Below are 24025 nucleotides of genomic sequence, written 5' to 3' on the forward strand. Positions count from 1 at the left end.
AGCGCAGACGCCGGCGCTCCTGCTGCGGAAGAACATCCTCTCGCGCGTGCAGGACTGGACGGCCGCATGAGCGCTGACGCTGGGCGTCTGCTCACCCGGGACGAGATCCTGTCGCTGCTCGAGGAGGTCGCGGACCGGCTCGACGCCAGAGGCGTCGGTGTCGACGTGCCGGCGGACGTCGTCCGGGCGGCAGCGTTCCTGCCCGGTTGACGCGCACCGCCGCCTACATCCGCGGTATGAGTTCCTTCTCCGAATCCGACCACCCCCGAGGCCACGCCACCAACCCCGGCCGCTTCGCCACCAAGCCGCAGTCAGACCCGGAATCGGACCTGCTCGCCACCCTGCAGGCAGCACAGGCCGCTACCGGCAACGCCTACGAGCACGAGACGCGCATCGCCGCCCGCGCGATCGCCGCGTCGATTCTGGCCGAGTACCCGACCGCCGACCACCTCCGGATCACCCCGTTCCTGACTGCGATCCCGCAGCGCGCTTCCACGCTCGACTACGACCCGGCGACGAAGTCTTACCCGGCGGATCCCGCGTACGGATGGCTCACCGCGGCCGACAGAGAGTTCGACAGCGGACGCATTTCGCTCCGGCACGAGGCGATCGCACCGCCCATCACACCGGAGGAGCGCATCGCGGCTGCCAAGGAGCGCGTGAAGGCAGCGCAGCAGGCTGCGTTCGCGGCGACGGTTCAGGCAGGCCTCGCGATGCGAGAGATGGTGACGCTGATGTAGCAGGCGGCATACCCAGACGGCACGCAGGTCCTTCTCGCGCAAGCATGGGACGACGACGACGGGCCGCAGGTCCTCGCTGTCATCGGTGAGGATGGGGTCCTCGCCGACTTTACCCAGGACAACGACCTGCCCGGCGCCGACGTCCGCTACGACATGTCCGAGTACTCGGACCGGCTCGACGACGGCGACGCCTTCCGCCAGCACTTCACCGAGTTCGGCTACGGCGAGGAGCACAACGTGTTCGTGATCCCGCTGCGGTAGGCCGGACTGGCGGCTCGCCCTCGATCGTCGTGACCAGTGCTCGCCCATCGGTGAGGCAGCTCGGCCGATCGGTTCGGCCCTCCTGCCGGCGAGGTGCAGCAGATGCTGGGCGGCCAGCCGGTGGCGACTGCGCGAAGAAGGCCCGAGGAGTGGAGTCCCCGGGCCTTCTTCAACGACCGTAGCGTGTCCCACCGGAGGTTTCAAACCCGGTCGAGAAGCGTGTCAATGTTCATGGCCACATTGGGTCTGATTGGCCAGTTTGGGGCAGTACCTGCCCGTAAGGGCCCGTAGACTGGCGCCACTAGATCGGTGCGAAATAGCGGATTCTCGGTGATTCTGAGTCAACCTCGGTAGCGGCGGCACAAGGACCTACAAAACAATAGGTTCTTGGTTCGAGTTCAAGTCGGGGAGCGAAGGGCCTGAGACTCCACTCTTGGGCCCTTTTTCATGCCCGCTTGCTCGGCGGACGCAGGTGACGAGGAGGCGCGATGCGCGAGGATGTGCTCGCCCTCATTCGCCGCCGCCCGGACGTCGAGTCGTCTGCGCTCGTCGCCGTCGACGCGAGCGATCGCCTGCTGCTCGACCTCGCCCCCGCCAGCGGACGGATTGCTGTTGTCGGCGACGCCTACGGAGCGCTCAGCCTCGCCCTTGCTGCCGAGGGCTATCCCGTGCGCGTGGTGCAGGATTCGATCACCGCCGAGCGGGCGCTCGCCCTCAACACGGAGGCGGTGCGCGCGTCGGGAGTCGAACTCGTACCCATCGACATCGTCGAGTCGGTCGCCCAGGCGGTGCGCGACGCCGACGCCGTGCTGCTGCGCCTCCCGCGCTCGCTCGACGCGCTGGCCGCCATCGCTGCCGAGGTCGTGTTCGCGAATCCGGCGGCGACCCTCATTGGGGCGGGTCGGATCAAGCACATGACCCGCGCGATGAACGACATCCTCGGCGTGCGGTACGAGCGGATCGACGTCTCCCTCGCCCGGCAGAAGTCGCGCGCACTGCTGGCACGTCACGCCCGCGTCCAGCAGCCGCTCGCTCCCGCACTCGAGCGTCGCCACCTGGACGAACTGGCCCTCACTGTTGTCGCTGTACCCGGCGTCTTCGCCGGCGCCCGACTCGATCTCGGCACGCGTGCCCTGCTCGACGCTCTCGACCTCGGCTCGCTGCCGGCCGGCACGGCCCTTGACCTCGGCTGCGGCACCGGGATCCTCGCCACGGTCCTCGCCCGCGCCCGTCCCGATATCGCGGTGACCGCCACCGACAGCTCGCGAATTGCGGTCGAATCGGCTCGCGCGACCGCTGCGGCGAACGGAGTTGCCCTGCACGTTCTCCGCGACGACAACGCCTCGACGCTCGCGCCCGGCTCCATGGACACGGTGCTGTGCAACCCGCCGTTCCACTCTGACGGCGCCGTCACCGACCTTGTCGCGCGTCGGATGCTCCGGGCGGCTGGCCGCGTGCTGTGCCCCGGTGGCGCGCTCTGGACCGTGTTCAACTCGCACCTGGCGCACCCAGCCGAACTGCGTCGCGCGATCGGGCCGACCACGGTCATGGCGCGCGACCGTCGCTTCACAGTGACGCGCTCCCTCCGCGAGTAACGCCCTCTCGGTTGCGAGGCTTCGCAACCCCACCCGACCGCTCAGGCGTGTCGACCTGGTCGCGGGTACGCTCTCTCTCCGGTGTTCCCCCGCCGATCCGTTCGAACCGCTCCGGAGGCCGTCGTGCTCGAAGTCGTCCTCGTGCTCACCCTGCTCGCGCTGATTGCGACTCTCGTCCTCTGGCGCCGCGCGGTCGCCGCCGAGCACAGCACCGCAGAGGGCCGAGCAGAGGAGGCAGCGCGCGTCGTCCGCCTAGAGCTGGCCGTCGGCGAGCAAGAGGCGCGGCTGCGCATCGTGGGGGAGTTGGAGCAGCTCGCCGTGCGCAGTGCCGCGCACGTTATCGAGGAGGCCGAGAGCGTGCGACTCACCGTAGACCGCGACCCGGCTGCTGCCGCGCGCTCTGCCACGCGCGCGGTGCGCGCGGCCGAGGCCTCCCTCGCGCAGCTGCGCCGCATCGCGACCGTCGCGAAGGTCGATCCCGGCGAGCTGCCGCAGACCGGTGGCTCCGTGCCGCTGATCGAGAGTGCGCGCGAGCGCGGTCTCAGCGTGCGCGAGGAGTCGTTCGGCAAGCCGTTCCCGCTCCAGGACGGGGCAGAAGTGGCGGTGCTGCGCGTGCTCGAGTATGCCTTCGAGTCCGCTCTCACGTCGGGCGGTGCCGGGACCGAGGTGCGCATCAGCTCGCGCTGGACCACGACGGGCCTGCGGATCGAGGTCGACGACGATCGCGAACGGCACGGTGGCGCCGAAGAGGACGTGAGCGCCCTCGATGCCGACCTGCGCTCCCTCACCGAGCGGATCGACAGCCCCGCCCTGGCCGAGCTGCGTGAGCGCGCCGCCCTCTTCGGCGGTGACGTGACCGAGAAGCGCACCCCCGGCGTCGGCCGCAGCGTTACCGCCTCCTTCCCCACGATCCGTCACCACAACGGCGTGCACGGGGTCGACCTGGCCTGACTCAGTCCTCGAGGTGCTCCACGCCCGGCAACCACGAGACGCCGGGCTCGCCCCAGCCCCGCTTGCGGATGATCTTGGCGACGGGCTTGCGGTACTCGTCCTCTAGGCGGTCAATGTAGAGCACGCCGTCGAGGTGGTCGAACTCGTGCTGGAACACGCGAGCGAACCAGCCCTCCGCGACGATCTCAAACGATTCCTGCGCGAGGTCGACCGCGCGAAGGATCGCACGCTCGGAGCGGCGCAGAGGAAAGCGCTCGCCCGGGAACGAGAGGCAGCCCTCCGCCTCGGTGTCCTCATCGGCCTCGCCCACTGCGGTTGGCGTGACGAAGAGCTCGGGATTGATGGCCACGCCGCGTCGGGCAGTACCGTCCTCGTCGGGGTAGTCGTACACGAACAGCCGCAGCGGCACGCCGACCTGCGGGGCCGCAAGACCGACCCCGGGGGCGATGTCCATCGTCTCGAACATATCGGCGACGAGGCGGTGCAGCGCGTCGTTGAACTCGGTGACGTGGGCGGCGGGGGAGTGCAGGACAGGGTCGCCGGCGATGCGGATGGGGAGGACGGCCATGCCGACCAGGGTAGCGGGGCCCTGGCGGCGATCGTCCGTGCGGCTTGCGCCGTCCCCCGTGCGTCGGAGGCTCCTCGCCCCCGATCTGGGTAGGGTCGACCCCATGCCCGCCGATCTCGCCGAACTTCTCAACGACCCGGCAAAATTCATCGGCATCCCCATCGCCCTCGTCGGCGCCGTGTTCCTCTCTCTCGGCGCGCAGTTCCAGCATCGCGGCGTCGTCAAGGTCGAGCGGTTCTCGAAGCGCTCCGGCTCGTCGGGCCTCAGCGGCGGGCAGATGATCGCTCTGCTCTCCCGTCCGTCCTGGGTGATCGGGACGCTCCTGCTGGGCCTTGCGATCGTGTTTCAGCTGACGAGCCTCGGCTTCTCGCCACTCATTGTGGTACAGCCGCTCGGGGCCGTCGCGCTCGTGATCACGTCGGTCGTGAATGCCCGCGTCAGCCATGTGCGCTTGAACGCGGCGTCGGTCCGCGCGATCGTCTTGTGCGTGGGCGGAGTGGGAACGTTCGTGCTCGTCGCCGCCTTCAACGCCGTGGACAAGGCGATTAGAACGCCCGAACTGATCACCATCCTCGTGATTCTGGCTGTGGTACTCGTGGTCTTCGTGATCGCCTTCCGCGTCTTCCGGCGCGGAGCGAAGGCGCTCTTTTACATTGTCGGAGCAGGAGTGGTCTACGGCTTCGTAGCGACCCTGGCGAAGGTCGTCCTCAACCGCATCAAGTACGCCGAATTCGACGCGCTGACCGTCGTCTGCATCGTGGCGCTCCTGGCCGCTGCCGCGCTCGGCGGCTACTTCGTGCAGAACGCCTACTCGACCGGCCCGCCTGACCTCGTGGTCGCGGGGCTCACGGTGATCGATCCGCTCGTTGCCGTCGCCATCGGAATTGTCGTCCTCGGCGAGGCGCAGTATGCCGCTCCGTGGGCGATCCCCCTCTTCATCGCGGCGGGAGCCGTCGCCATTTCGGGCGTGTTCCTTCTCGCCAAGCACCACCCCCAGGCGCGATAGTCGGCGCGTGCTCCCGGGTGCTGAGAAGTCCTCTGCCTACAATGGACCGCCCCGAGAACCCCGACACCGACCGACCTCCGCCGATCGCTCCCTTCTTTTCACGAGCGGCACGACACCGTTAGGACCACCCCGTGTCAGATTCCCGCGACGAATTCCCTTCTGAGTCGCCCGATTCCCGACCGTTGACGGTCGTCATCGGCTGCGACACCTTCGCTCCGAACGTGAATGGAGCCGCGAAGTTCGCTGAGCGCCTCGCGGCCGGCCTTGCCCAGCGCGGCCACGAGGTCCACGTCGTCGCGCCCTCGGCTGACGGCTGGAGCGGCACCAGGGTAGAAACTCATGAGGGCCAGCGGATTATCCTCCACCGCCTCTACAGCTGGCGCTGGTTCCCGCACGACTGGCTGCGCTTCGCGATGCCGTGGCGGATCCGTCAGAACAGCGCGCGCATTCTCGACGAGGTCAAGCCGGACGCCGTGCACTTCCAGTCGCACATCATCGTCGGCCGCGGTCTCGGTATCGAGGCCGCCAAGCGCGGAATCCGCATCGTCGGTACCAATCATTTCATGCCCGAGAACATGCTCGAATTCACCCTCCTGCCCAAGGCCGTCCAGGCCAAGGCCGTGCAGATGGCGTGGCGGGCCGCGCGTCGCACGTTTGGGCGGGCGGAGGCGGTCACCACGCCGACCCGCAAGGCAGCGCAGTTCCTCGAGAAGTACACGGGCCTCCAGGGCGTTCGCGCCATCTCCTGCGGGATCAATGCCGATAACTACACGCCCGACTTCACGCCGCGCTCCCGCAATTCGATCCTCTTCGTCGGCCGAGTGACGGGGGAGAAGCACATCCATGTCTTGCTGCGCGCCGTCGCTCTGCTCGATCCGTCGCTGGACGTCACGCTCGAGATCGTCGGCGGCGGAGACCAGATGCGTAACCTTCAGCAGCTCGCCTCGACGCTGGGCATCGCTGAGCGTGTGCGGTTCACCGGTTACGTCTCCGACTCCGAGCTGAAAGAGGCATACACCCGCGCGTCCGTTTTTGCCATGCCGTCGATCGCCGAGTTGCAGAGCATCGCGACGATGGAGGCGATGGCATCGGCCCTTCCCGTGGTCGCCGCCGACGCGATGGCCCTCCCGCACCTGGTGCACGATGGCGAGAACGGCTACCTCTTCGAGCCCGGCAGCGCCGAGGCCCTCGCCGAGCGCCTGACGACGGCACTCACGCTCGCGCCAGAGGCGTTCGAGGCGATGAAACGCGCCTCCCTTCGCATCGTTGCGGCGCACGACATCAACCGCACAATCAGCACCTTCGAGAGCCTGTATCGTGGGGAGCCGGTGGCCGATCCGGTCGCCGTCGTAGCGTCCGCGCGCGCCGCCTCCTGACGGCCCGGGCGCCGCGGGGCGTTAGCTCAGCTGGTTAGAGCAGCGGACTCATAATCCGTCGGTCACGGGTTCAAGTCCCGTACGCCCTACTTCCCGGTGGCGCTGCGTTCGCCGCCCAGGCGAACCCCTCACCATCGGGGGCCCTGGGGAGGCGGCTCCCTCACCGGTTGGGGATTCCCCCCCCCGGTGCAGCCGCACAGGTGAGCTGTTGATCTTTGTCAAGCCTTTATCTGCCACGGATGTGGCCGGGACGATTGCGCATCCGGTGAGGAGCAGTGTCGAGACGAGGGCGGCGACTGACGCTCGGGTCAGTCTCCTGCGCCCCTGACTCGACGGCCGTCTGTCTCCAATAAATCGCCAGCCGCCACACCCCGCCGCGGAGGCGTCGACCGCTAGCACGTCCGCCGCCTCCGCGCCCGTACTGGCCCCCCAGTGCGCAACGTGATTGCCTAAATCCGTGCCTGACCTCCCCATGTTCCCGCTCGGCTCGGTGCTCCTGCCGCACATGCCGCTCCCGCTTCGGCTGTTCGAGCCGCGGTACCTGCGGATGCTGGGCGACGTGCTCGAGGACGAAACTCTCGCCTTCGGCGTCGTGCTGATCGAGCGCGGCCAGGAGGTGGGCGGCGGTGACCAGCGTTTTGCGGTCGGCGCGCGCGCTCGCATCCTGAACATCGACGGCGCCGAGGCGTTCGTCACTCTCGACTCCGTCGGCGCGGAGCGGTTCGAGGTCGTGCGCTGGTACGAGGACGACCCCTATCCGCGCGCCGAGGTGCGTGTGCTGCCGGACCTCGAGTGGGACGAGCGGTACTTGCCTGCACTCAGTGCCGCGGAGTCGGCGGTCCGCACTGCGCTGGCCGTCGCAAGCGAGTTCGTGGAGCAGCGCTACGGAGCCGTTGTTGAGCTGGCCGATGATCCCGCCGCGCACGCGTGGCAGCTGGCCGGCGTCGCTCCGGTCAACGAACTCGATCGGCTGGCGTTCCTCCGCAGCACTTCAATGGAGGAGTTGCTGGAGTCGGTGCGTGCACGCTCCGCTGAGGCGACGGAGTCGTTTCGCGCAGGCTGGGCCTGATCCTCAGTCTTCGAGGCTGACGCCGCGTTCCTGGGCCAACTTCATCAGGTCGTCGACGACCACGAGCGCCATCCGCACTGAGCGGTCACGGCGGTACTCCTCGTCATTCGGGTCGAGCCGGGAGGTGTTGTCGAGCTTTTTCTCGATCGACTCGGCCAGTTCGCGCCACGCGTCCTGCCGTGCGTCATCGACGAGGCAGGCGAGGTACTCCTCATCGCGGGCGCGCCTGCGCAAGGAGTCGGCGACCAGGAGCGACAGCTGCTTGCGGTGATCGAGGTTGTCCACGTCGGCCGAGCGGTAGTCGTGGACGTGGTCGGAGCGGCCGCCGAACGACGTCACGTCCTCCGCGATCCCCTGCAGGCGTGCGGCCGCTGCCTCCGATTCTCGCGCGAGCTTGTCGAGTTCCGCCGCCGCGACGGCGGAGTACCTAGCCACGTCGAAGGGCACGTCGGCGGCGAGGCCGTCCATCAGCACCCGGTTCTTCACGGCCATTCGGCTCGCATACTGCGCGAGCATCAGGCCCTCTTCGGCGGCTTCCTCGACCGAGGCCGGCTCGGGCGACGGATTCTCGTCCGGGTCGTACGGCCGCATTTTGAACCTGCGCCGACGCCGGAACCACACGTGCGTCACCTACATTCCGGAACCGGCGCCCCGCCCGCCGGAGCACTCCTTCGAGAGTACCGGGCGAGCGGACGCCGTGGCCGGGTCAGGCGTCGCGCCAGTCGTCGTGGGTGAGGTGCGAGCCCGCCTGTGGGCCCATCTGCAACATCCCTCCGTCGACCACATACGAGGATCCACTGACGTAGCTGGCGCCGGCTGAGGCGAGGAACGCGATCACCGCGGCGACCTCGCGCGCATCGCCGGGGCGGCCGAGCGGGATGCCAGGGCGGTCGACGGTGAACGGATCAACGTCATCGGCGTCGTTGATCGGAGTCGCGATCTCGCCGGGCGCGACAGCGTTGACGGTGATGCCGTGGCCGCCGAGTTCGAGGGCTGCGACCTTGAGTAGGCCGCCGAGCCCGTGCTTGGACGCGACATACGCGCTTGAGCCGACCCGCGGCTGGTGCTCGTGCACGCTGGTCACCGCGATGATCCTCCCGCCGCCGCCCTGCTGCACCATTCGTCGGCCGGCGCGCTGGAGGCAGACGAAGGCGCCGTCGAGGTTCATCGCGATCGTCGTGCGCCAGCTCTCGATGCTCTGCTCGAGGAAGGTCTCGCCCCCGCCTCCGCCCGCATTGTTGACGAAGACGTCGAGGCCACCAAGCCTGTCGGCGAGGTCGTCGATCACCTCGCCCGCGCGGTCGAGTTCAGTGGTGTCCAGGCGCGCGATCTCCGCGCGGCGTCCGTGCGAGCGCACCTCCTCTGCTGTGCCCTGCGCACCCTCCTCGTCGCTGTGCCAGGTGATGCCGACGTCCATCCCTGCTTCGGCAAGAGCCACTGCGGCGGCACGGCCAATACCGGAGTCTGATGCGGTCACGATGGCGCGGGTGGGCTGGAAGTCGCGCGGTCCGTGGGTCATGTCGTCTCCTTGTCCTTTCGAGTCGTCCGTTCGGCGCCGTCGACCGTCCCGGTTCCGGGTGGATCCCGACGACCCGTTCTGATCCCAGCACCCGAGTCGGCGCCGCGGGACCCGCTTGACAGTGATGGGCCTTGATCGAAAGCGTGGCGGAGTCGCCGTCAGTGGCGCCGATCGCGTTGACTATGCAGATGGATCACCGGCGCATCTCGGTCGTCGTCCCTGTGAAGGACGACGCCCGCCACCTCGAGCAGCTGCTCGCCCTCCTCCGTGAGCAGACGCTCGCTCCGTTCGAGGTCGTCGTCGTCGACGACGGCAGTACGGATGACAGTGCGGTCGTCGCGGGTGCGGCGGGAGCGCGGGTAGTGCGGCACGGCGGCGCGGGGATCCCCGCGAGCACCGCGCACGGCTTTGACGAGGCCCGAGGCGAAGTGTTGGCGCGGCTGGATGCAGACTCCCGGCCGGGACCAGACTGGGTGGCGCGTCTCGCCGCGCACTTTGCCGATCCGGAAGTGGGCGCCGTCACCGGACCCGGTCGCTTTGACGAACTCGGACCGCTCGCGCGAGTCCTGGCCAGGGTCGTCTACATGGACGCCTACTTCGTGCTGATGGGGTCGGCGTTGGCGAATTGGCCGCTCTTCGGCTCCAACTGCGCCGTCCGGCGCTCGGCGTGGGAGGAGATCACCGACGAGGTGCACCGCCACGACGCGTACGTGCACGACGACGTCGAGATCAGCGTCCACCTCGGCCTGCGGCACCGGATCGTGCTGGACCGCCACCTTGAGGTCGGCATCTCGGCGCGCCCCTTCGGTGCGCTTGCCGACATGGTCCGGCGCTTCGACCGCGCCGTGCACACGCTGGGTCGCCATCCCGGGCTCGGCTCGCCCACGCAGCGCTGGACCCACCGGGTACGTCGTCGCCACCAGGAGCGTCTGCGCCGCATCATCACTGCACGCCGTAGCGGTTAGTCCGCACGGGTCCAGCCCTCTCCGTGTCGCGGGGCTCGATAGACTGCCTCCATGGAACTCGTGCTCTGGCTCGTCGTAGCCGCCATCGCCGGTGTCGGCATCGTCTCCGGGACAGCGGCACTGATCGCCATGACCAAGGCTCCCTGGTCGGGCGACAGCTAGCCCCGCCTCACTCATAGATCCCCACGACGCTCCAGCGGGGATCGTCGGATGCGACCACGTCGAGCACGAACGGCCGGCTGTAGACCTCGAAGTGGTGTCCACCACTCGCTCGTGCAGGTCCATACCGTTGGGCGGTCGGTGACCCGGTAGCTCTGGTGTTATCCCGGTTAGTTATTCGAACGTATGTTCGATAGTCTGCGAGTGTACGCCGTAGCGACCGTCCTCGCCACGGTGGCGGAGCGAACGGCGGGAGACGCGATGATCGAGTGGAGTCCGCTCCAGATGCTGCGCAGCAGCGGCTCGGACGAATGGGTCATGGTGGATGCGATGCGCACCGGCCGGATTGGCGTGGTGCGCAGGATCGAGGCGGGTCCCTACCGGGAGACGTGGTTCCGGGCCGTCACCTGGGCCGCTGAGCCGAGCGGGCGCGCGCTGGTCGGCTACTCCCGCTCGATGGACACGATCGCGGCAGCTCTGTGGGCGCACCAGCCTCCCACCGCCCAGGAAAAGCCATTCCCGGGCTATCCATCGTCGCAGACCGCATCGTGAGCATCGACGAGCGCGTGTCGGCGGAGGAGAATGGCCGGATGCTCCTCGCACTCGTCGGCGGTCCCACCGGCGCATGGCGGGCGGTCGACGCCGGCACCAGTGCCGAGATAGGCAGCGGCCGAGGGCCGGTCGAGCTGGTCGCGTTCGTGCGTGAACGGGAGGCGGACCGGCCGCGCTGGGTCTGGGACGATACTGCCCGCTGGTATCCCACGTTGCTAGCCGCCGGAGTCGTGGTGGCGCGCTGTCTCGACCTGCGGTTGGCCCGCGCGATCCTTCGCCGCTCGGTTGCCACGGTCGGCTCGCCGCTCGCCCGGGCGTCCCTCGACGCCTGGGATGCGGAAGCCGCAGCGCCCGCCGCCCTCGACACGCTGGTGGGCTTCGAAGAGGCTGGCGACGGCGCGGACGAACTCGACCCACTGGCCGAACTCGCGCGTCAGGAGGAGGCTCTCTCGACCGCGTCCGAGGCTGGCCGCCTCCGCCTCTTACTCGCTGCCGAATCCGTCGGCGCCCTCATCGCCCGCGAGATCGCCGCGGCCGGGCTACCCTGGCGCGCCGACGTGCATGACCGCGTCCTGACCGAGATGCTCGGGCCGCGGCCGCTGTTCGGTGGGCGTCCGTCCCGCCTCGAGGAGCTGGCCGTCCTCCTGCGCAAGGAACTCGATGCGCCCGAACTGAATCCCGATTCGCCGTCGGAACTCCTGAGGGCCCTGCGACGCGCGGGCCTGACCGTTGAGTCGACGCGTTCGTGGGAGTTGCAGTCGATCGAGCACCCGGCGGTGCCGCCGCTCCTGGAATACAAGAAGCTCTCGCGCTTGCTGACCGCCAACGGCTGGGCGTGGCTGGACGCCTGGGTGCACAACGGCCGATTCCGCCCCGAATATGTAGTGGGCGGCGTCGTCACGGGCCGCTGGGCGACGTCAGGCGGAGGCGCGCTGCAGCTGCCTCGGCAGATCCGCGCGGCGGTCACCGCCGACCCGGGTTGGAGCCTCGTGGTCGCCGATGCTGCACAGCTCGAGCCGCGTATCCTGGCCGCCCTCTCCGGAGATTCGGCGATGGCCGCCGCCGGACGCGGACGTGATCTCTACCAGGGCATCGTGGACGCGGGCGTCGTCCCCGATCGGCCGAGGGCCAAAGTCGCGATGCTCGGGGCAATGTATGGCGCAACGAGCGGAGAAGCTGGTCGGCTTCTGCCCAGGCTCGCCCGGGCGTTCCCTCGCTCCGTCGCGCACGTCGAGGCGGCGGCGCGCGCGGGGGAGCGCGGCGAGTCGGTGTCGACCCGGCTCGGACGCAGCTCACCGCCCGGCGCAGAGGGGCTTGCAGCAGACGCGGCGCGAGCACGCGAGTGGGGCCGCTTCACCCGCAACTTCATCGTGCAGGGCACAGCGGCGGAGTGGGCGCTGTGTTGGATGGGCGAGTTGCGCGCGCGCCTCCGTGCAGAGGGCGGCGATGTGGGTCTCGCCCACCTGGTGTACTTTCTTCACGACGAGGTCATCGTGCACGCGCCCACGGAGGCGGCCGAGCGTGTGTCCGCGATCCTCCGGGAGTCGGCAGTGCGAGCCGGACGTTCTCTGTTCGGAGCTAGCGAGGTCGACTTTCCGGTCACCGTCGCCGTCGTCGAGTCTTACGACCGGGCAAAGTAAGCGAAACGATGAGTACCAGTGCGAATTAGTACCAGTGCGGCGAGCGGCTGTTCCAACTTGACCACGCGGCACACGGGGAGCCGTAGGAACCCTTGATGTAGGAGAGGCCCCAGTCGACCTGCGTCGCCGCGTTGGTCTGGTAGTCGGCGCCGGAGTTCGCCATCTTGCTTGCGGGCAGCGCCTGCGGGATGCCGTACGCGCCGGAGGAGCTGTTGAGAGCGTTCCAGCGCCAGCCCGACTCACCGTTCCACAGCGGGATGAGGCAGCGATCGACCTGGTCCTGGCCCCAGCCGTAATTGCCGACGACTGACCGGGCGTAGGCCTGAGCCTGCCCCGGCGACATGCCGTTGGGGTTGCCCGTGTATGTGCCGAGCGCACCGATCGTCTTCGTTGAGCTGTTGCGGGCACCGGTGGGGTCGTCCTTGCCGAGTTCAACTCCTCCGCCTGAGGATGAGTCCGGAGCGGGGGCGCTGGCCGCGCTCTGCCGGGCGGCCTCGGCCTCGGCTGCGAGGCGAGACAGCCGCTGCTGATCGTCAAAGGCGGCCTTCGCATCCTGGCCGTTGGAGTACTGCTTTTCGACTTCGGCCGTGGTGCTCTTGAGCGAGGCGAGCTGGGTGTAGAGCTGCTCGCTGTATTTCTCCTGCTCGGCGACCTTCGCGTCGGCGTCGGTCTGCGCTGAACGAGCGGAGGAGAGCGCGTCAGCAGCGGCGGTGGCGAGCGAGACGCGCTCGCTCCGAGCCTGTTCAGCCTGCGCCGCAAGAGAGACAGCCTGGTTTTCGGTGGATTGCGCTGCCGTCTGTAGGCGGCTGGTCTGCTGGGTGAGCTGAGACATCGTGCCGAGGCGGTATAGCAATTCGCTCGATTTCTCGCCGCCCATGAGCAGATTGAGTGTCGCGTCGGTCCCTCCCGTGCGGTAAAGCTGAGCGGCGAGACGGCCGGCCTGCCCCTTCGCGGCGTCGGCATCGGAGCGGGCGGAGGTGGCTCGCTCGTCGAGTGCGCTCACCCGCTGGGTCGCTTCGTCGAGCGCCCTCTGCGCGGTGTCGGCTTCTGCGGCACGGTTGATCGCGGCGTCGGTCAGTGCTGCGGCCTGATCGCGCAGGTCGGCGAGGAGGCCGGTGATGCGCTCGACCTCGGCGGCGGTGGCGCTCTCACTCGACTTCGCAGCCTCGACATCGGACCACGAGGGATAGTCGGACGGATCGTAGGCGGCAGACGCGGACAGCGGTGCGGCGAGGGCTGTGCAGAGGACGAGGACCGTGCCCGCTCCAGCCGCGAGAAGGCGGCGGCGCGCCCGAGTGGGCACGCTGAGACCGAGGGGGGTGCGGGACATGCGAACCACCCTAGGCGACGGCACCCGTACCTGTCTCGTTCCGGCTCGTTACGCGGCGACCGCGGCGCGGACGCTCACGAGCAAAGCCTCGCACCCCGCGCCCTGGATTCTCGCCCGAGAGTTCGTCGCGGGCCGCGTCGAGGAGGCGTCGAAGCGCCTGAGCGCGCACCTGCGCGGCAATAGCGGCAACGCGGCGCTGCGGGTGCTCGTCGCGATCGTCCTCCTTGGCTGGCTCGACGGGCATCGAGCGCTCGTACGCGTCGAGCACCGCGACGAGCCCATCCGCTGACACGCTTGAGGAGAGCAGGATGCGGTCGAGGACGTCGTCCCAGTCCTCCTCGGGGGAGGCGCCGTCGCCGCGCAGCCAGGCGAATGCCTCGGCGCGGCCCTCCTCGGTGAGGGCATGCAGCGGTAAGCCGTCGTCGGTCGTTCCGGCAGCCGCTACGAGGCCGCGCTCGCGCAGGCGCTCGAGAGTGGAGTAGATCTGGCCGACGTTGACCCGGCGACGGTGGGCGGCACGATCAAGCAGCTCGGCGTGCAGTTGAAGACCATAGGCGGGCCCGAGAGTGAGCAGGCCGAGCAGGCCGTCGCGGACGGACACGGAACTCCTCCCGAGAGATGTCCGGCGGGCGGCGCGGACGACCCGAGTATAGGCAGGGGCATTCACGGCGAGCCGTGTTGTCGGACGTCCGTGCCTCCTGCATAATTCGATGTGGTGCTGTAAGCATCGCCTAATCAAATAGACGCGCCGCAAGGTGTTCCGTGGTCCGGGTCGTTGGGGAAGACGCACCGGGACGATCGGAGGACACCATGGTGGCGCAGCAGACTCGGGGTGTGCTCTTTGTGCACTCCGCCCCTCGCGCGCTCTGCCCCCACCTCGAGTGGGGGACAGGTCGCGCTCTTGGTCGTGCCGTGAACTTCGACTGGATCGAGCAGCCCGTGCTTCGGGGCGCCCGCCGGGCCGAGTTCGTGTGGGACGGGCCGGCCGGCACTGGCGCGGTCATCGCCTCCGCCCTGCGCGGGTGGGCAGACGTCCGTTACGAGGTCACCGAGGAACCGTCGCTAGGTGTCGACGGTGGACGCTGGATGCACACGCCAGCTCTCGGCATCTTTCACGCACAGATCGACAGCGCAGGCAACATGGTCGTCCCCGAGGACCGCATCCGCTCCGCCATGGAACTCGCCGGTGCTGACCCGATCGAGCTGCACCGCGAACTCCGCCTCGCTCTCGGACAGGCGTGGGAGGACGAGCTCGAACCGTTCCGCTACGCGAGCGACTTCGCGCCGGTGGTGTGGATGCACGGAGTGGGCTGAGGGAACTCTCCCGCAGAGTCGTCTCCTCGGGGGGATGCAGATAGTACTCAAGGATGACGCGTTGGCGGTGGTCCCTGTGCTCTGCTGAAGCGCGACCTCCCCTCTTGCTCCTGCGCGGATCACTCCAATGGACCGGCTCCGTCGGTTCGGGCGCGCGCCCCACCTGTTGGGAGTGGACGTCGCGCGCGGGCTCGCCGTGATCGACTCCCGCGTCTCCGGCTCTACGGCGTCCTGTTCATCGCGGTGATCCCCTTTCTCGCTCTGCGCCGCCGGACCCTGTGGATCGCTGCTGCCGCGCTCGCCGGTGCTGGGCCTCCTCTCGTCGAGATCGCACGCGGAGGTCTTCGTGGCCGATGGAAAGGCCGATAGCAAGGCTGATGCAGAAGTTACCGACTCCAGCGGAGTGCGCCCCCGCTACACCGAGCGGAACGCGGCGACAGCGTTATGCCCCCCGAACCCGAACGAGTTCGAGAGGGCGACGAGCGGCCCGTCGTTGAGCCGGCGGGGGCTCGTGACCACATCGAGCGGGATCTGCGGGTCCTGCTCAGTGAGGTTGATGGTGGGCGGAGCGGTGCGCTCGTGCAGGGCGAGGACGGTGAAGATCGCTTCGAGCGCTCCGGTGCCGCCGAGGAGGTGGCCGGTGGCTGCCTTCGTCGCTGACACGGCGATGTGGGGGAGGTGGTCGCCGAAGACTCGCAGAAGGGCGCGGTATTCGGCGATATCACCGACGGGCGTGCTGGTCGCGTGGGCGTTGACGTGAGTGACGTCGGTCAGCGCGGCGCCGGCCTGTTCGAGGGCACCGCTCATCGCTCGGGCGGCGGCCGATCCCTCGGGGTCGGGAGCTGTGATGTGGTACGAGTCGCTGGTGACCGCGCCGCCGGCGAGTTCGGCGTAGATACGGGCGCCGCGGGCGAGTGCGTGCTCCTCGGTCTCGAGGATCAGGGTGCCGGCTCCTTCGCCGAGCACGAATCCGTCCCGCGACACGTCGTAGGGGCGGGATGCCGTCGCCGGGTCGTCGTTGCGACGGGAGAGAGCCTGCATCGAGGCAAAGGCAGCGATCGGGAGGGGATGCACGACTGCCTCCGTGCCGCCGGCGATGACGACGTCGGCGAGGCCGAGTTGCATGTGTTCGTACGCGTTCGCGAGGGCTTCGGTGCTCGACGCGCACGCTGAGACATCTGTGCGGGCGTACGCGCGGGAGGGAATGGCCATGCTGATCGCGGCGGTGGCGGCGTTGGGCATGAGCATGGGAATGGTCATGGGCAGGACGCGGCGGGGTCCGCGCTCACGCAGCGTGTCCCAGGCGTCCAGGAGAGTCCAGAGACCGCCGATGCCGGTCGAGTAGTCGACTCCTACACGTAGCGGATCAACATCGGTGATTCCGGAGTCGGCCCAGGCTTCGCGCGCAGAGATCAGGGCGAACTGGCTGGAGGGGTCGAGGCGCTTTGCCTCGGGACGGGAGAGGACTTCCTCCGGACGCACCTTGGCTTCGGCGGCGAACGTCACGGGGATCTCGTACTGGGCGACCCAGTCGTGCTCGAGGGACCGGACGCCGGACTCGCCGGCGAGGAGAGCGTCCCAGGACTCCCGGGCGGTTCCGCCGAGGGGAGTGCTGGCTCCGATTCCGGTGACGACGATCTTCTTGGTCATGACGAGTTTCTCTGTTCCGTGACGGGTGGGTGCCGGGCGCACCCCGGCCATCGAGCGTCGGCCGGGGTGCGCTGACGCGGACTATGCGGACGCGTTGACGATGAAGGTGACGGCGTCGCCGACCGACTTGAGGTTCTTGACCTCGTCGTCGGGAATCTTCACGTCGAACTTCTCCTCGGCATTGACGACGATGGTCATCATCGAGATGGAGTCGATATCGAGGTCATCGGTAAACGACTTGTCCATTTCGACGGAATCGGTCGCGATGCCCGTCTCGTCGTTGACAAGCTCGGCCAGGCCGGCGAGGACTTCTTCGGTGGACAGTGCCATGGTTCTCTCCTTGAGGGATTGTTATCGGGTCTTCGTCAGGTGACCACAGGCCAGTTTAGGGTGGGGTCGCGCAGGTCAGGGGAGCACCACGACTTGGGCGCCGAAGACAAGTCCGGCGCCGAAGCCGATCTGCAGAGCCAGGCCGCCGTGCAGCTCCGGGTGTTCCTCGAGCAAACGGTGGGTGGCGAGCGGAATCGAGGCCGCCGACGTGTTACCGGTCGTCTCGATGTCGCGGCCGATAGCCACAGACTCGGGAAGCTTCAGCTGCTTCGCCAGTTCGTCGATGATGCGCATGTTGGCCTGGTGCGGGATGAACGCGGCGAGGTCCTCGGGCTGAATGCCCGCCTCCGCCAATGCCTGCTTCGCAACCTTTGCCATCTCCCAGACCGCCCAGCGGAAGACCGAGGGACCGTCCTGGCGGAGGGTCGGCCACTCCGCGGTGCCGTCGCGGTATGCCGCGAGCGGGTTGTCCATGCCGACCGTGTCCCACTTGGAGCCGTCGGAGCCCCAGACGGTCTTCGAGATGCCGGCGGTCTCGCTCGGGCCCACGATCGCGGCGCCTGCTCCGTCGCCGAGAAGGAACGAGATGCTGCGGTCGGTCGGCTTGACCAGCTCGGAGAGTTTCTCGGCGCCCACGACGAGCACATACTCGGCGAGGCCGGAGCGGATGAAGGAGTCGGCCTGGGCGATGCCGTACGTGTAACCGGCGCAGGCGGCCGAGATGTCGTAGGCCGGAGCGGGGTTCGCGCCGATTCGGTCGGCGAGCAGCGCTGCAAGCGACGGGGTCTGCACCGTGTTGCTGATGGTCGAGACGAGGACGACGCCGATCTGCTCCGGGCGGATGCCGGCCTTTTCGATTGCCTCGAGCGAGGCCGTTGTCGCGAGGTCAATCGCGTGGATATCGGCCGAGGCGCGGCGACGCTCGATGATGCCGGTGCGCTGGCGGATCCACTCGTCGGAGGAGTTGATCGGCTCGATGAGGTCGTCGTTGGGGACGACGAGATCGCCGCGAGCCGCGCCGATGCCAAGAATGCGGGTGTAGGCGCTGCCGCTGGACTGAGTGAGGGAAGGGGTCGTCATGGGATCTCTCCTGCTAGGCGGCGTGCTCGTCGAGGAAGGCGCGGGCGGCGCCCAGGTCGTCGGGGGTTTTGATGGCCAGACTCGGCACGCCCTTGAGGCCGCGCTTGGCGAGGCCGACCAGCGCGCCGGCGGGGGCCAGCTCGATGATCCCGGTGACGCCCGCCTCGGCGAACGCCGCCATGCACCGATCCCAGCGGACGGGGGACGCGACCTGACCGACGAGCAGCTCGAGGAATCGCGCGCCGGAGTCCACGAGGGAGCCGTCCCGGTTCGTCCAGAGCTGCAGCGTCGGATCGGCGGGAGCGAGTTTGGCGGCGACGGTGGCGAGGGAGTCGCGGGCAGACGCCATGTAGCGGGTGTGGAAGGCGCCGGCGACCTGCAGGGGGATCACTCGCGTGCCGGGGAGGGGTTCTTCCTTGAGGGCCGCGAGCGCGTCGGTGGCGCCGGCCACCACGATTTGACCGCCCCCGTTGTAGTTGGCGGGCTCGAGGCCGAGTTCGTCGAGGCGCGAGAGGAGTACCTCCTCATCGCCGCCAAGCACCGCGCTCATGGCGGTCGGAGTGTCGCTGGCAGCAGCGGCCATGGCGCGCGCCCGCTCGCGGACGAAGATCAGCGCGTCCGCCTCTGAGAGGACACCCGCTCCGGCGGCGGCGGTGATCTCGCCCACCGAGTGTCCGGCGATACCGGCGATTCGCTCCCGGCGGCCACCCTCGAGGAGCGCGGACAGGCTGACCAGCCCGGCCGAGACGATGAGCGGCTGCGCGACCGCGGTATCGCGGAGGGTGTCCGCATCCGACTCGGTGCCGTGCGCGGCGAGGTCGATGCCGACCGCCTCCGAGTGCGCGGCGACCTGCTCCGCGACGGAGGGTACGTCGAGCCAGGGCGCAAGAAATCCTGGGGTCTGGGAGCCCTGCCCCGGGGCGACGACGACGATCACGATATCCAGTCTTCCGATCTGCGCACCTGAGTGCGGCGCGTGGAGTGACAGACGAACGACAAGGAGCTTGTCGCGGGTCTACAAGGGTCAGCTGCGTGCGGGCCGACGGCGGACGGCACCGTCCGGGTCGCTCATCGAACCGAGGATCAGCGCGGACTGCAGGATGAGCGCCTCCCGCGCGCCCGTCGCATCCCAGCCGATCACCTCGGCCACACGCTTGAGGCGGTAGCGCACTGTGTTCGGGTGAACGAAGAGTTCCCGCGCCGTCGCCTCCAGTGAGCGGCCGTTGTCGAGGTAGGCCCAAAGCGTGGTCAGCAACTCGGTCGAGTGCTTCTGCAACGGGCGGTAGATCCGGGTGATCAGACTTTGCCGGGCGAGCGGATCGCCAGCGAGAGCGCGCTCGGGGAGGAGATCGTCGGCGCTGACGGGACGAGGAGCGTTTCTCCATGAGCGGGCGACAGCGAAGCCGGCGAGGGCGGCACGAGCGCTCCGGGAAGCGTCCACGAGGGTCGGCACCTCATGGCCGAGCACGAGGTAACCCGCGCCGAACCCTGGCTCGAGCGCCTCGGCGATGGCGAGGAAGCCGACCGGCGGACCGGTCTCCTCCGTCGCATTCTCGCTCGGCTCAGCGCGACCGATGACCAGGACGAGGCGGCTGCCCTGAACTCCGATCAGCACGTCGGCGTCCATGTGCCGCGCGGTACGGCGCAGCTGGTCAACGTCGAGCATCTTGGGAGCGGTCCCGACGAGCACCGCGACCTCGCCGTGGCCGTGCCAGCCGAGCGCGGCGATGCGGCTCGGAAGTTCGTCATCGGCCTCGCCCGTGAGGATCGAGTCGACGACGAGGGCCTCGAGGCGAGCGTCCCAGAGCCCGCGGGCTTCCGCGGCACGGGCGTAGACGTCGGCCGCGGCGAATGCTATCTCACGTGAATAAAGCAGGATCGCCTCGCGGAGATCTTCGCCGCCGTTCCTAATGCGATCCTCGACCACCTCGACGGTGACCTTGATCAGCTGGAGCGTCTGCGTCAACGACACCGAGCGGAGCAGTTCGCGCGGAGCTGCGCCAAACACATCGGCGGCGATCCACGGCGTCGCGGACGGGTCGTCGAACCACGAGATGAACGACGTGATACCCGCCTGCGCGACGAGTCCCACTGCGGAGCGCCGGCCGGGCGGCATACTGCCGTACCAGGGCAGCGTGTCCTCGAGACGCTTGATCGTCTGCGTCGAGAGCTCACCCGCGAGCGTGCGCAGCCAGGCGAGGGTCTGCTCCTTCGTTCGCCGAGCGGGTTCCTGCGAGAGCACCGCCTCGTCCGTCAGCTCTCGCCGCCCGCGTTGCCGGTGGTGCCGGCGTTGACGTCAAGCAACTGGTACTTCTCGATGGCCTGGACGGCGAGCGAGGGATCGACTTCGCCGCGCTTGGCGAGCAGCTGCAACGTGCGCACCACGACCGATGGGCCGTCAATCTGGAAGTAGCGCCGTGCGGCCGCTCGGGTGTCCGAGAAGCCGAAGTCGTCCGCTCCGAGCGTCGCGAAGTCGCCCGGGATGAACTGGCGCAGCTGGTCGGGGACCTGGTGCGAGAAGTCGGAGACGGCGACAAAGGGCCCCTTCGCATCGGCAAGCTTCTGCGTCACGTAGGGCACGTGTTCAGCGTCCTCGGGGTGCAGGAAGTTGTGCTGCTCGGCCTTGATGCCGTCGCGCCGCAGCTCGTTCCACGAGGTCACCGACCAGACATCTGCCGAGACGCCCCAGTCCTCCGCGAGGAGCTTCTGCGCTTCAATGGCCCACGATACGGCCACGCCCGACGCGAGCAGCTGCGCCTTCGGCCCGTTCCACTGCCCCCAGGAGATGCGGTGGAGGCCGCGGACGATGCCCTCGACGTCGACGTCCTCCGGCTCCTTCGGCTGCACGATCGGCTCGTTGTAGACGGTGATGTAGTACATGACGTTCGGATCGGGATGCTGTCCGCCGTACATCCGGTCGAGGCCGGACTGCATGATGTGCGCGATCTCGTACCCGTAGGCCGGGTCGTAACTGACGACCGCCGGGTTTGTCGCCGCGAGGATCGGGGAGTGCCCGTCCGCGTGCTGGAGGCCCTCGCCGGTGAGCGTGGTGCGGCCCGCGGTGGCGCCGATCATAAAGCCGCGCGACATCATGTCGCCCGCCGCCCAGATCGCGTCTCCTGTGCGCTGGAAACCGAACATCGAGTAGAAGACATAGACCGGGATGAGCGGCTCGCCCTGTGTCGCGTACGACGTGCCGATCGCGGTGAATGCGGCAAGGGCGCCCGCCTCGTTGATCCCGACGTGCAGGATCTGGCCCTGTGGGCTCTCTTTGTAGGCCAGAAGGAGCTCGCGGTCGACCGAGGTGTAGTGCTGGCCGCGCGGGTTGTAGATCTTCGCGTTCGGGAAGAACGCGTCCATGCCGAACGTGCGGGCCTCGTCCGGGATGATCGGGACGACGCGGTTGCCGAAGTCTTTCGAGCGCAGGATGTCCTTAAGGATGCGGACGAACGCCATCGTGGTGGCGATCTCCTGCGTCCCGGAGCCCTTCTTGCCGATGGCATACGCCGAGTCGTCCGGCAGGTTCAGTTGCGTGTACTTCGAGCGGCGCTCGGGGAGGTAGCCGCCGAGGGTGCGACGACGCTCGTGCAGGTACTCGATCGCCTCGTCGTTCTGGCCGGGGTGGTAGTACGGCGGGAGGTACGGGTTCTCCTCGAGCTGCGCGTCCGTGATCGGGATGCGCATGGTGTCGCGGAACGACTTGAGGTTGTCCAGCGTCATCTTCTTCATCTGGTGGGTCGCGTTGCGGCCCTCGAAGCTGCGGCCGAGACCGTAGCCCTTGATGGTGTGGGCGAGGATGACGGTCGGCTGGCCCTGATGCTCCGTCGCGGCCTTCATGGCGGCGTAGATCTTGCGGTAGTCGTGCCCGCCTCGGCGAAGGCCCCAGATCTGCTCGTCGGAGTAGCCCTCGACGAGCTTCTTCGCGCGCGGGTCGCGGCCGAAGAAGTTCTCGCGGACGTAGGCGCCGTCCTCCGTCTTGTAGGTCTGGAAGTCGCCGTCGGGCGTCTTATTCATCAAATCCAGGAGCGCGCCCTCGGTGTCGCGGGCGAGCAGGTCGTCCCACTCGCGGCCCCAGATGAGCTTGATGACGTTCCAGCCGGCGCCGCGGAAGTACGACTCAAGCTCCTGCACGATCTTGCCGTTGCCGCGGACGGGTCCGTCGAGACGCTGGAGGTTGCAGTTGACGATGAAGTTGAGGTTGTCGAGGCCGTCGTTCGCCGCGACCTGGAGTTGACCGCGCGACTCGACCTCGTCCATTTCGCCGTCGCCGAGGAACGCCCAGACCTGCTGGTCGGAGGCGTCTTTGATGCCACGGTTGGTGAGGTATTTGTTCGCCTGTGCCTGGTAGATCGCGTTGATCGGACCCAGGCCCATCGACACGGTCGGGAACTGCCAGAACTCGGGCATGAGACGCGGGTGCGGGTAGCTCGAGAGTCCGCCGCCGGCGTGCGACTTTTCCTGACGGAATCCGTCGAGCTGGTGCTCGCTGAGGCGTCCCTCGAGGAAGGCGCGCGCGTACGGACCGGGGGAGGCGTGTCCCTGGATGAAAATCTGATCGCCGCCGCCCGGGTGATCCTGGCCGCGGAAGAAGTGGTTGAAGCCGACCTCGTAGAGCGAGGCGCTCGAGGCGTACGTCGAGATGTGGCCGCCGACTCCGATGCCCGGACGCTGCGCTCGGTGCACCAGGATGGCCGCGTTCCAGCGGATCCAGGCGCGGTAGCGGCGCTCGACGTCCTCGTCGCCTGGGAAGTCCGGCTCGTTCTCGGCCGCAATCGTGTTGATGTAGTCCGTCGTCGGCACCATCGGCACGCCGAGGTGCAGCTCCTTCGAGCGCTTGAGGAGGCTGAGCATGACGTCGCGCCCGCGACCCGCACCCCGCTCTTCGACGAGCGCGTCGAGCGACTCGTTCCACTCCGACGTTTCCTCGGGGTCCGAGTCCACGTGACCGACGGAATACGGGTCCTGATCGTTAACAGTCACCCTCGACCTCTCTCTGGGGGCAGATCGTGCCCGAGACATCACTCTCATGAAGTGGTGCGGATCCGCGGATCCGGGGCTCGGATGACGAGCCGCGCGCGGGCACCTCCGTCAGCCTACCGATTTTGGGGGCAGGGAACCGCATCAGGACTGTGGCGATCCACGACGGAACCGCCCCGAGGACTGTAGGTGAGGACCAGCGGAGGCGCGCTCACTGTCCCCTCTTCGAGAGGTGTTTTCTTGGTGTATCCGCCCAGCGGGTCTAGCATTGCCCCTCGTGCTCGCGCGATTCTCGTGCGCACGGAAGGACATCGACAAGATGGCTCTCGAAAAGCTGACCTTGGCTCCCGACTTTGAACTCGCGAATCAGTACGGCGAGCGCATCCAGCTGGGCGACTTCTCCGGGCGGCGCAATGTCGCGCTGGTGTTTTTTCCCCTCGCCTTCTCGGGCACCTGCACGGGTGAGTTCTGCAGTTTGCGCGAGAATCTGTCGCTCTTCCAGCACGCGGACGTCGAGCTGATCGGCATCTCTGTCGATTCGAAGCACACGCTGCGCGCCTGGGGCGACAAGCAGGGCTACGACTTCACGCTGCTCTCGGACTTCTGGCCGCACGGCGACGTGGCGAAGGAGTACGGGGTGTTCCTCGAGGGCAAGGGCTACGCAACCCGCGCGACGTTCCTGATCGATAAGGCGGGCGTCATCCGTGAGACTTTCGTGACCGCGCCTGGCGAGGCCCGCACGATCGACGCCTACCGCGCCGCGATCGACGCGCTCACTTCCGCGCACGTCTGACGCTTCGGGCGAGAATCGCCGTCGGCTGGTGTCGTAGGATGGGGCCGTCGTGCGACGTGCGGCAGGGGCCTTTAGCTCAGTTGGTAGAGCGCCACGTTTACACCGTGGATGTCATCGGTTCGAGCCCGGTAGGGCCCACCCCGGCCTCGG

General features: G+C 68.3%; 23 protein-coding genes and 2 tRNA genes. 14 read left to right on the forward strand and 11 right to left on the reverse strand.

Features of this window, described 5'->3' with window-relative positions; genetic code table 11:
• The 4 genes from B0H03_RS16460 to B0H03_RS02520 all read left to right on the forward strand — a co-directional run.
• On the forward strand, window positions 1-210 hold a 210-nt coding region (locus B0H03_RS16460; RefSeq protein ID WP_207774246.1), incomplete at its 5' end, for a hypothetical protein.
• The gene (locus B0H03_RS02510; protein ID WP_104264572.1) at window positions 207-740 is read left to right on the forward strand and encodes a hypothetical protein; all 534 of its coding nucleotides are present in this window, start codon (window positions 207-209) and stop codon (window positions 738-740) included. The genes B0H03_RS16460 and B0H03_RS02510, both read left to right, overlap by 4 nt.
• A 749-nt stretch (window positions 741-1489) precedes the next feature.
• Entirely contained in the window at window positions 1490-2596 is a 1107-nt protein-coding gene (locus B0H03_RS02515) for a class I SAM-dependent methyltransferase (RefSeq protein ID WP_104264573.1), read from the forward strand.
• Window positions 2597-2719: 123 nt separating this feature from the next.
• Complete coding sequence (locus tag B0H03_RS02520; protein WP_104264574.1) at window positions 2720-3547, forward strand: sensor histidine kinase; 828 nt, start codon at window positions 2720-2722, stop codon at window positions 3545-3547.
• Between the two features lies 1 nt (window position 3548).
• Here B0H03_RS02520 and def read toward each other — a convergent pair whose 3' ends face one another.
• A complete protein-coding gene (gene def, locus B0H03_RS02525; RefSeq protein WP_104264575.1) occupies window positions 3549-4115 on the reverse strand; it encodes a peptide deformylase in 567 nt (188 codons plus the stop codon).
• Window positions 4116-4218: 103 nt separating this feature from the next.
• On the opposite strand from def, the gene B0H03_RS02530 reads away from it, so the two are divergent.
• The 4 genes from B0H03_RS02530 to B0H03_RS02545 all read left to right on the forward strand — a co-directional run bounded on the left by B0H03_RS02530 (window position 4219) and on the right by B0H03_RS02545 (window position 7566).
• Window positions 4219-5121 (forward strand): DMT family transporter, encoded by a 903-nt coding sequence (locus tag B0H03_RS02530; RefSeq protein ID WP_104264576.1) that lies wholly within the window; start codon window positions 4219-4221, stop codon window positions 5119-5121.
• A 131-nt stretch (window positions 5122-5252) separates the two neighbouring features.
• Complete coding sequence (locus tag B0H03_RS02535; protein ID WP_241560397.1) at window positions 5253-6497, forward strand: glycosyltransferase; 1245 nt, start codon at window positions 5253-5255, stop codon at window positions 6495-6497.
• A 15-nt stretch (window positions 6498-6512) separates the two neighbouring features.
• Window positions 6513-6586, forward strand: a tRNA-Ile gene (locus B0H03_RS02540).
• A gap of 368 nt (window positions 6587-6954) precedes the next feature.
• Window positions 6955-7566 carry an LON peptidase substrate-binding domain-containing protein gene (locus B0H03_RS02545; protein ID WP_241560396.1) on the forward strand — a complete coding sequence of 204 codons (612 nt, stop codon included), beginning with the start codon at window positions 6955-6957 and terminating at the stop codon, window positions 7564-7566.
• A 3-nt stretch (window positions 7567-7569) separates the two neighbouring features.
• Here the strand turns inward: B0H03_RS02545 and B0H03_RS02550 are convergent, their stop codons facing one another.
• Together B0H03_RS02550 and B0H03_RS02555 are read right to left on the reverse strand one after the other, a co-directional pair.
• Window positions 7570-8157 carry a hypothetical protein gene (locus B0H03_RS02550; RefSeq protein ID WP_104264578.1) on the reverse strand — a complete coding sequence of 196 codons (588 nt, stop codon included), beginning with the start codon at window positions 8155-8157 and terminating at the stop codon, window positions 7570-7572.
• Window positions 8158-8272: 115 nt separating this feature from the next.
• On the reverse strand, window positions 8273-9085 hold the full coding sequence (locus tag B0H03_RS02555) for an SDR family oxidoreductase (protein WP_104264579.1): 813 nt from the start codon (window positions 9083-9085) through the stop codon (window positions 8273-8275).
• 188 nt (window positions 9086-9273) lie between these two features.
• On the opposite strand from B0H03_RS02555, the gene B0H03_RS02560 reads away from it, so the two are divergent.
• The 3 genes from B0H03_RS02560 to B0H03_RS02570 all read left to right on the forward strand — a co-directional run bounded on the left by B0H03_RS02560 (window position 9274) and on the right by B0H03_RS02570 (window position 12401).
• The gene (locus tag B0H03_RS02560; RefSeq protein ID WP_104354289.1) at window positions 9274-10050 is read left to right on the forward strand and encodes a glycosyltransferase family 2 protein; all 777 of its coding nucleotides are present in this window, start codon (window positions 9274-9276) and stop codon (window positions 10048-10050) included.
• 363 nt (window positions 10051-10413) lie between these two features.
• Window positions 10414-10761, forward strand: coding sequence for a hypothetical protein (locus B0H03_RS02565; RefSeq protein WP_127843915.1), 348 nt, complete (start codon window positions 10414-10416; stop codon window positions 10759-10761).
• 38 nt (window positions 10762-10799) lie between these two features.
• Window positions 10800-12401 carry a bifunctional 3'-5' exonuclease/DNA polymerase gene (locus B0H03_RS02570; protein WP_104354288.1) on the forward strand — a complete coding sequence of 534 codons (1602 nt, stop codon included), beginning with the start codon at window positions 10800-10802 and terminating at the stop codon, window positions 12399-12401.
• Window positions 12402-12426: 25 nt separating this feature from the next.
• Here the strand turns inward: B0H03_RS02570 and B0H03_RS02575 are convergent, their stop codons facing one another.
• Together B0H03_RS02575 and B0H03_RS02580 are read right to left on the reverse strand one after the other, a co-directional pair.
• Window positions 12427-13731 (reverse strand): coiled-coil domain-containing protein, encoded by a 1305-nt coding sequence (locus tag B0H03_RS02575; RefSeq protein WP_104354284.1) that lies wholly within the window; start codon window positions 13729-13731, stop codon window positions 12427-12429.
• Window positions 13732-13741: 10 nt separating this feature from the next.
• Complete coding sequence (locus B0H03_RS02580) at window positions 13742-14332, reverse strand: PadR family transcriptional regulator (protein ID WP_160487278.1); 591 nt, start codon at window positions 14330-14332, stop codon at window positions 13742-13744.
• A 209-nt stretch (window positions 14333-14541) separates the two neighbouring features.
• On the opposite strand from B0H03_RS02580, the gene B0H03_RS02585 reads away from it, so the two are divergent.
• Window positions 14542-15045 carry a DUF3145 domain-containing protein gene (locus B0H03_RS02585; RefSeq protein WP_104354283.1) on the forward strand — a complete coding sequence of 168 codons (504 nt, stop codon included), beginning with the start codon at window positions 14542-14544 and terminating at the stop codon, window positions 15043-15045.
• Between the two features lie 414 nt (window positions 15046-15459).
• Here the strand turns inward: B0H03_RS02585 and B0H03_RS02590 are convergent, their stop codons facing one another.
• The 6 genes from B0H03_RS02590 to aceE all read right to left on the reverse strand — a co-directional run bounded on the left by B0H03_RS02590 (window position 15460) and on the right by aceE (window position 23085).
• Complete coding sequence (locus B0H03_RS02590; protein WP_104264584.1) at window positions 15460-16695, reverse strand: beta-ketoacyl-[acyl-carrier-protein] synthase family protein; 1236 nt, start codon at window positions 16693-16695, stop codon at window positions 15460-15462.
• Between the two features lie 81 nt (window positions 16696-16776).
• Window positions 16777-17025, reverse strand: coding sequence for an acyl carrier protein (locus B0H03_RS02595; protein WP_104264585.1), 249 nt, complete (start codon window positions 17023-17025; stop codon window positions 16777-16779).
• Window positions 17026-17100: 75 nt separating this feature from the next.
• On the reverse strand, window positions 17101-18105 hold the full coding sequence (locus B0H03_RS02600) for a beta-ketoacyl-ACP synthase III (RefSeq protein WP_104264586.1): 1005 nt from the start codon (window positions 18103-18105) through the stop codon (window positions 17101-17103).
• A gap of 13 nt (window positions 18106-18118) precedes the next feature.
• Window positions 18119-19042 (reverse strand): ACP S-malonyltransferase, encoded by a 924-nt coding sequence (locus B0H03_RS02605; RefSeq protein ID WP_104354282.1) that lies wholly within the window; start codon window positions 19040-19042, stop codon window positions 18119-18121.
• A gap of 87 nt (window positions 19043-19129) precedes the next feature.
• Window positions 19130-20347, reverse strand: a complete 1218-nt coding sequence (locus tag B0H03_RS02610; RefSeq protein WP_241560394.1) for a PucR family transcriptional regulator — start codon at window positions 20345-20347, stop codon at window positions 19130-19132.
• An 11-nt stretch (window positions 20348-20358) separates the two neighbouring features.
• Complete coding sequence (gene aceE / locus B0H03_RS02615) at window positions 20359-23085, reverse strand: pyruvate dehydrogenase (acetyl-transferring), homodimeric type (protein ID WP_104264589.1); 2727 nt, start codon at window positions 23083-23085, stop codon at window positions 20359-20361.
• Between the two features lie 316 nt (window positions 23086-23401).
• Here aceE and B0H03_RS02620 point away from each other — a divergent pair, with 316 nt between their 5' ends.
• Window positions 23402-23875 (forward strand): peroxiredoxin, encoded by a 474-nt coding sequence (locus B0H03_RS02620; protein ID WP_104264590.1) that lies wholly within the window; start codon window positions 23402-23404, stop codon window positions 23873-23875.
• Between the two features lie 65 nt (window positions 23876-23940).
• A tRNA-Val gene (locus B0H03_RS02625) sits at window positions 23941-24013 on the forward strand.
• Window positions 24014-24025 lie beyond the last annotated feature (12 nt).

The organism is Rathayibacter iranicus NCPPB 2253 = VKM Ac-1602 (genome assembly GCF_003149025.1).
GTDB lineage: Bacteria > Actinomycetota > Actinomycetes > Actinomycetales > Microbacteriaceae > Rathayibacter > Rathayibacter iranicus.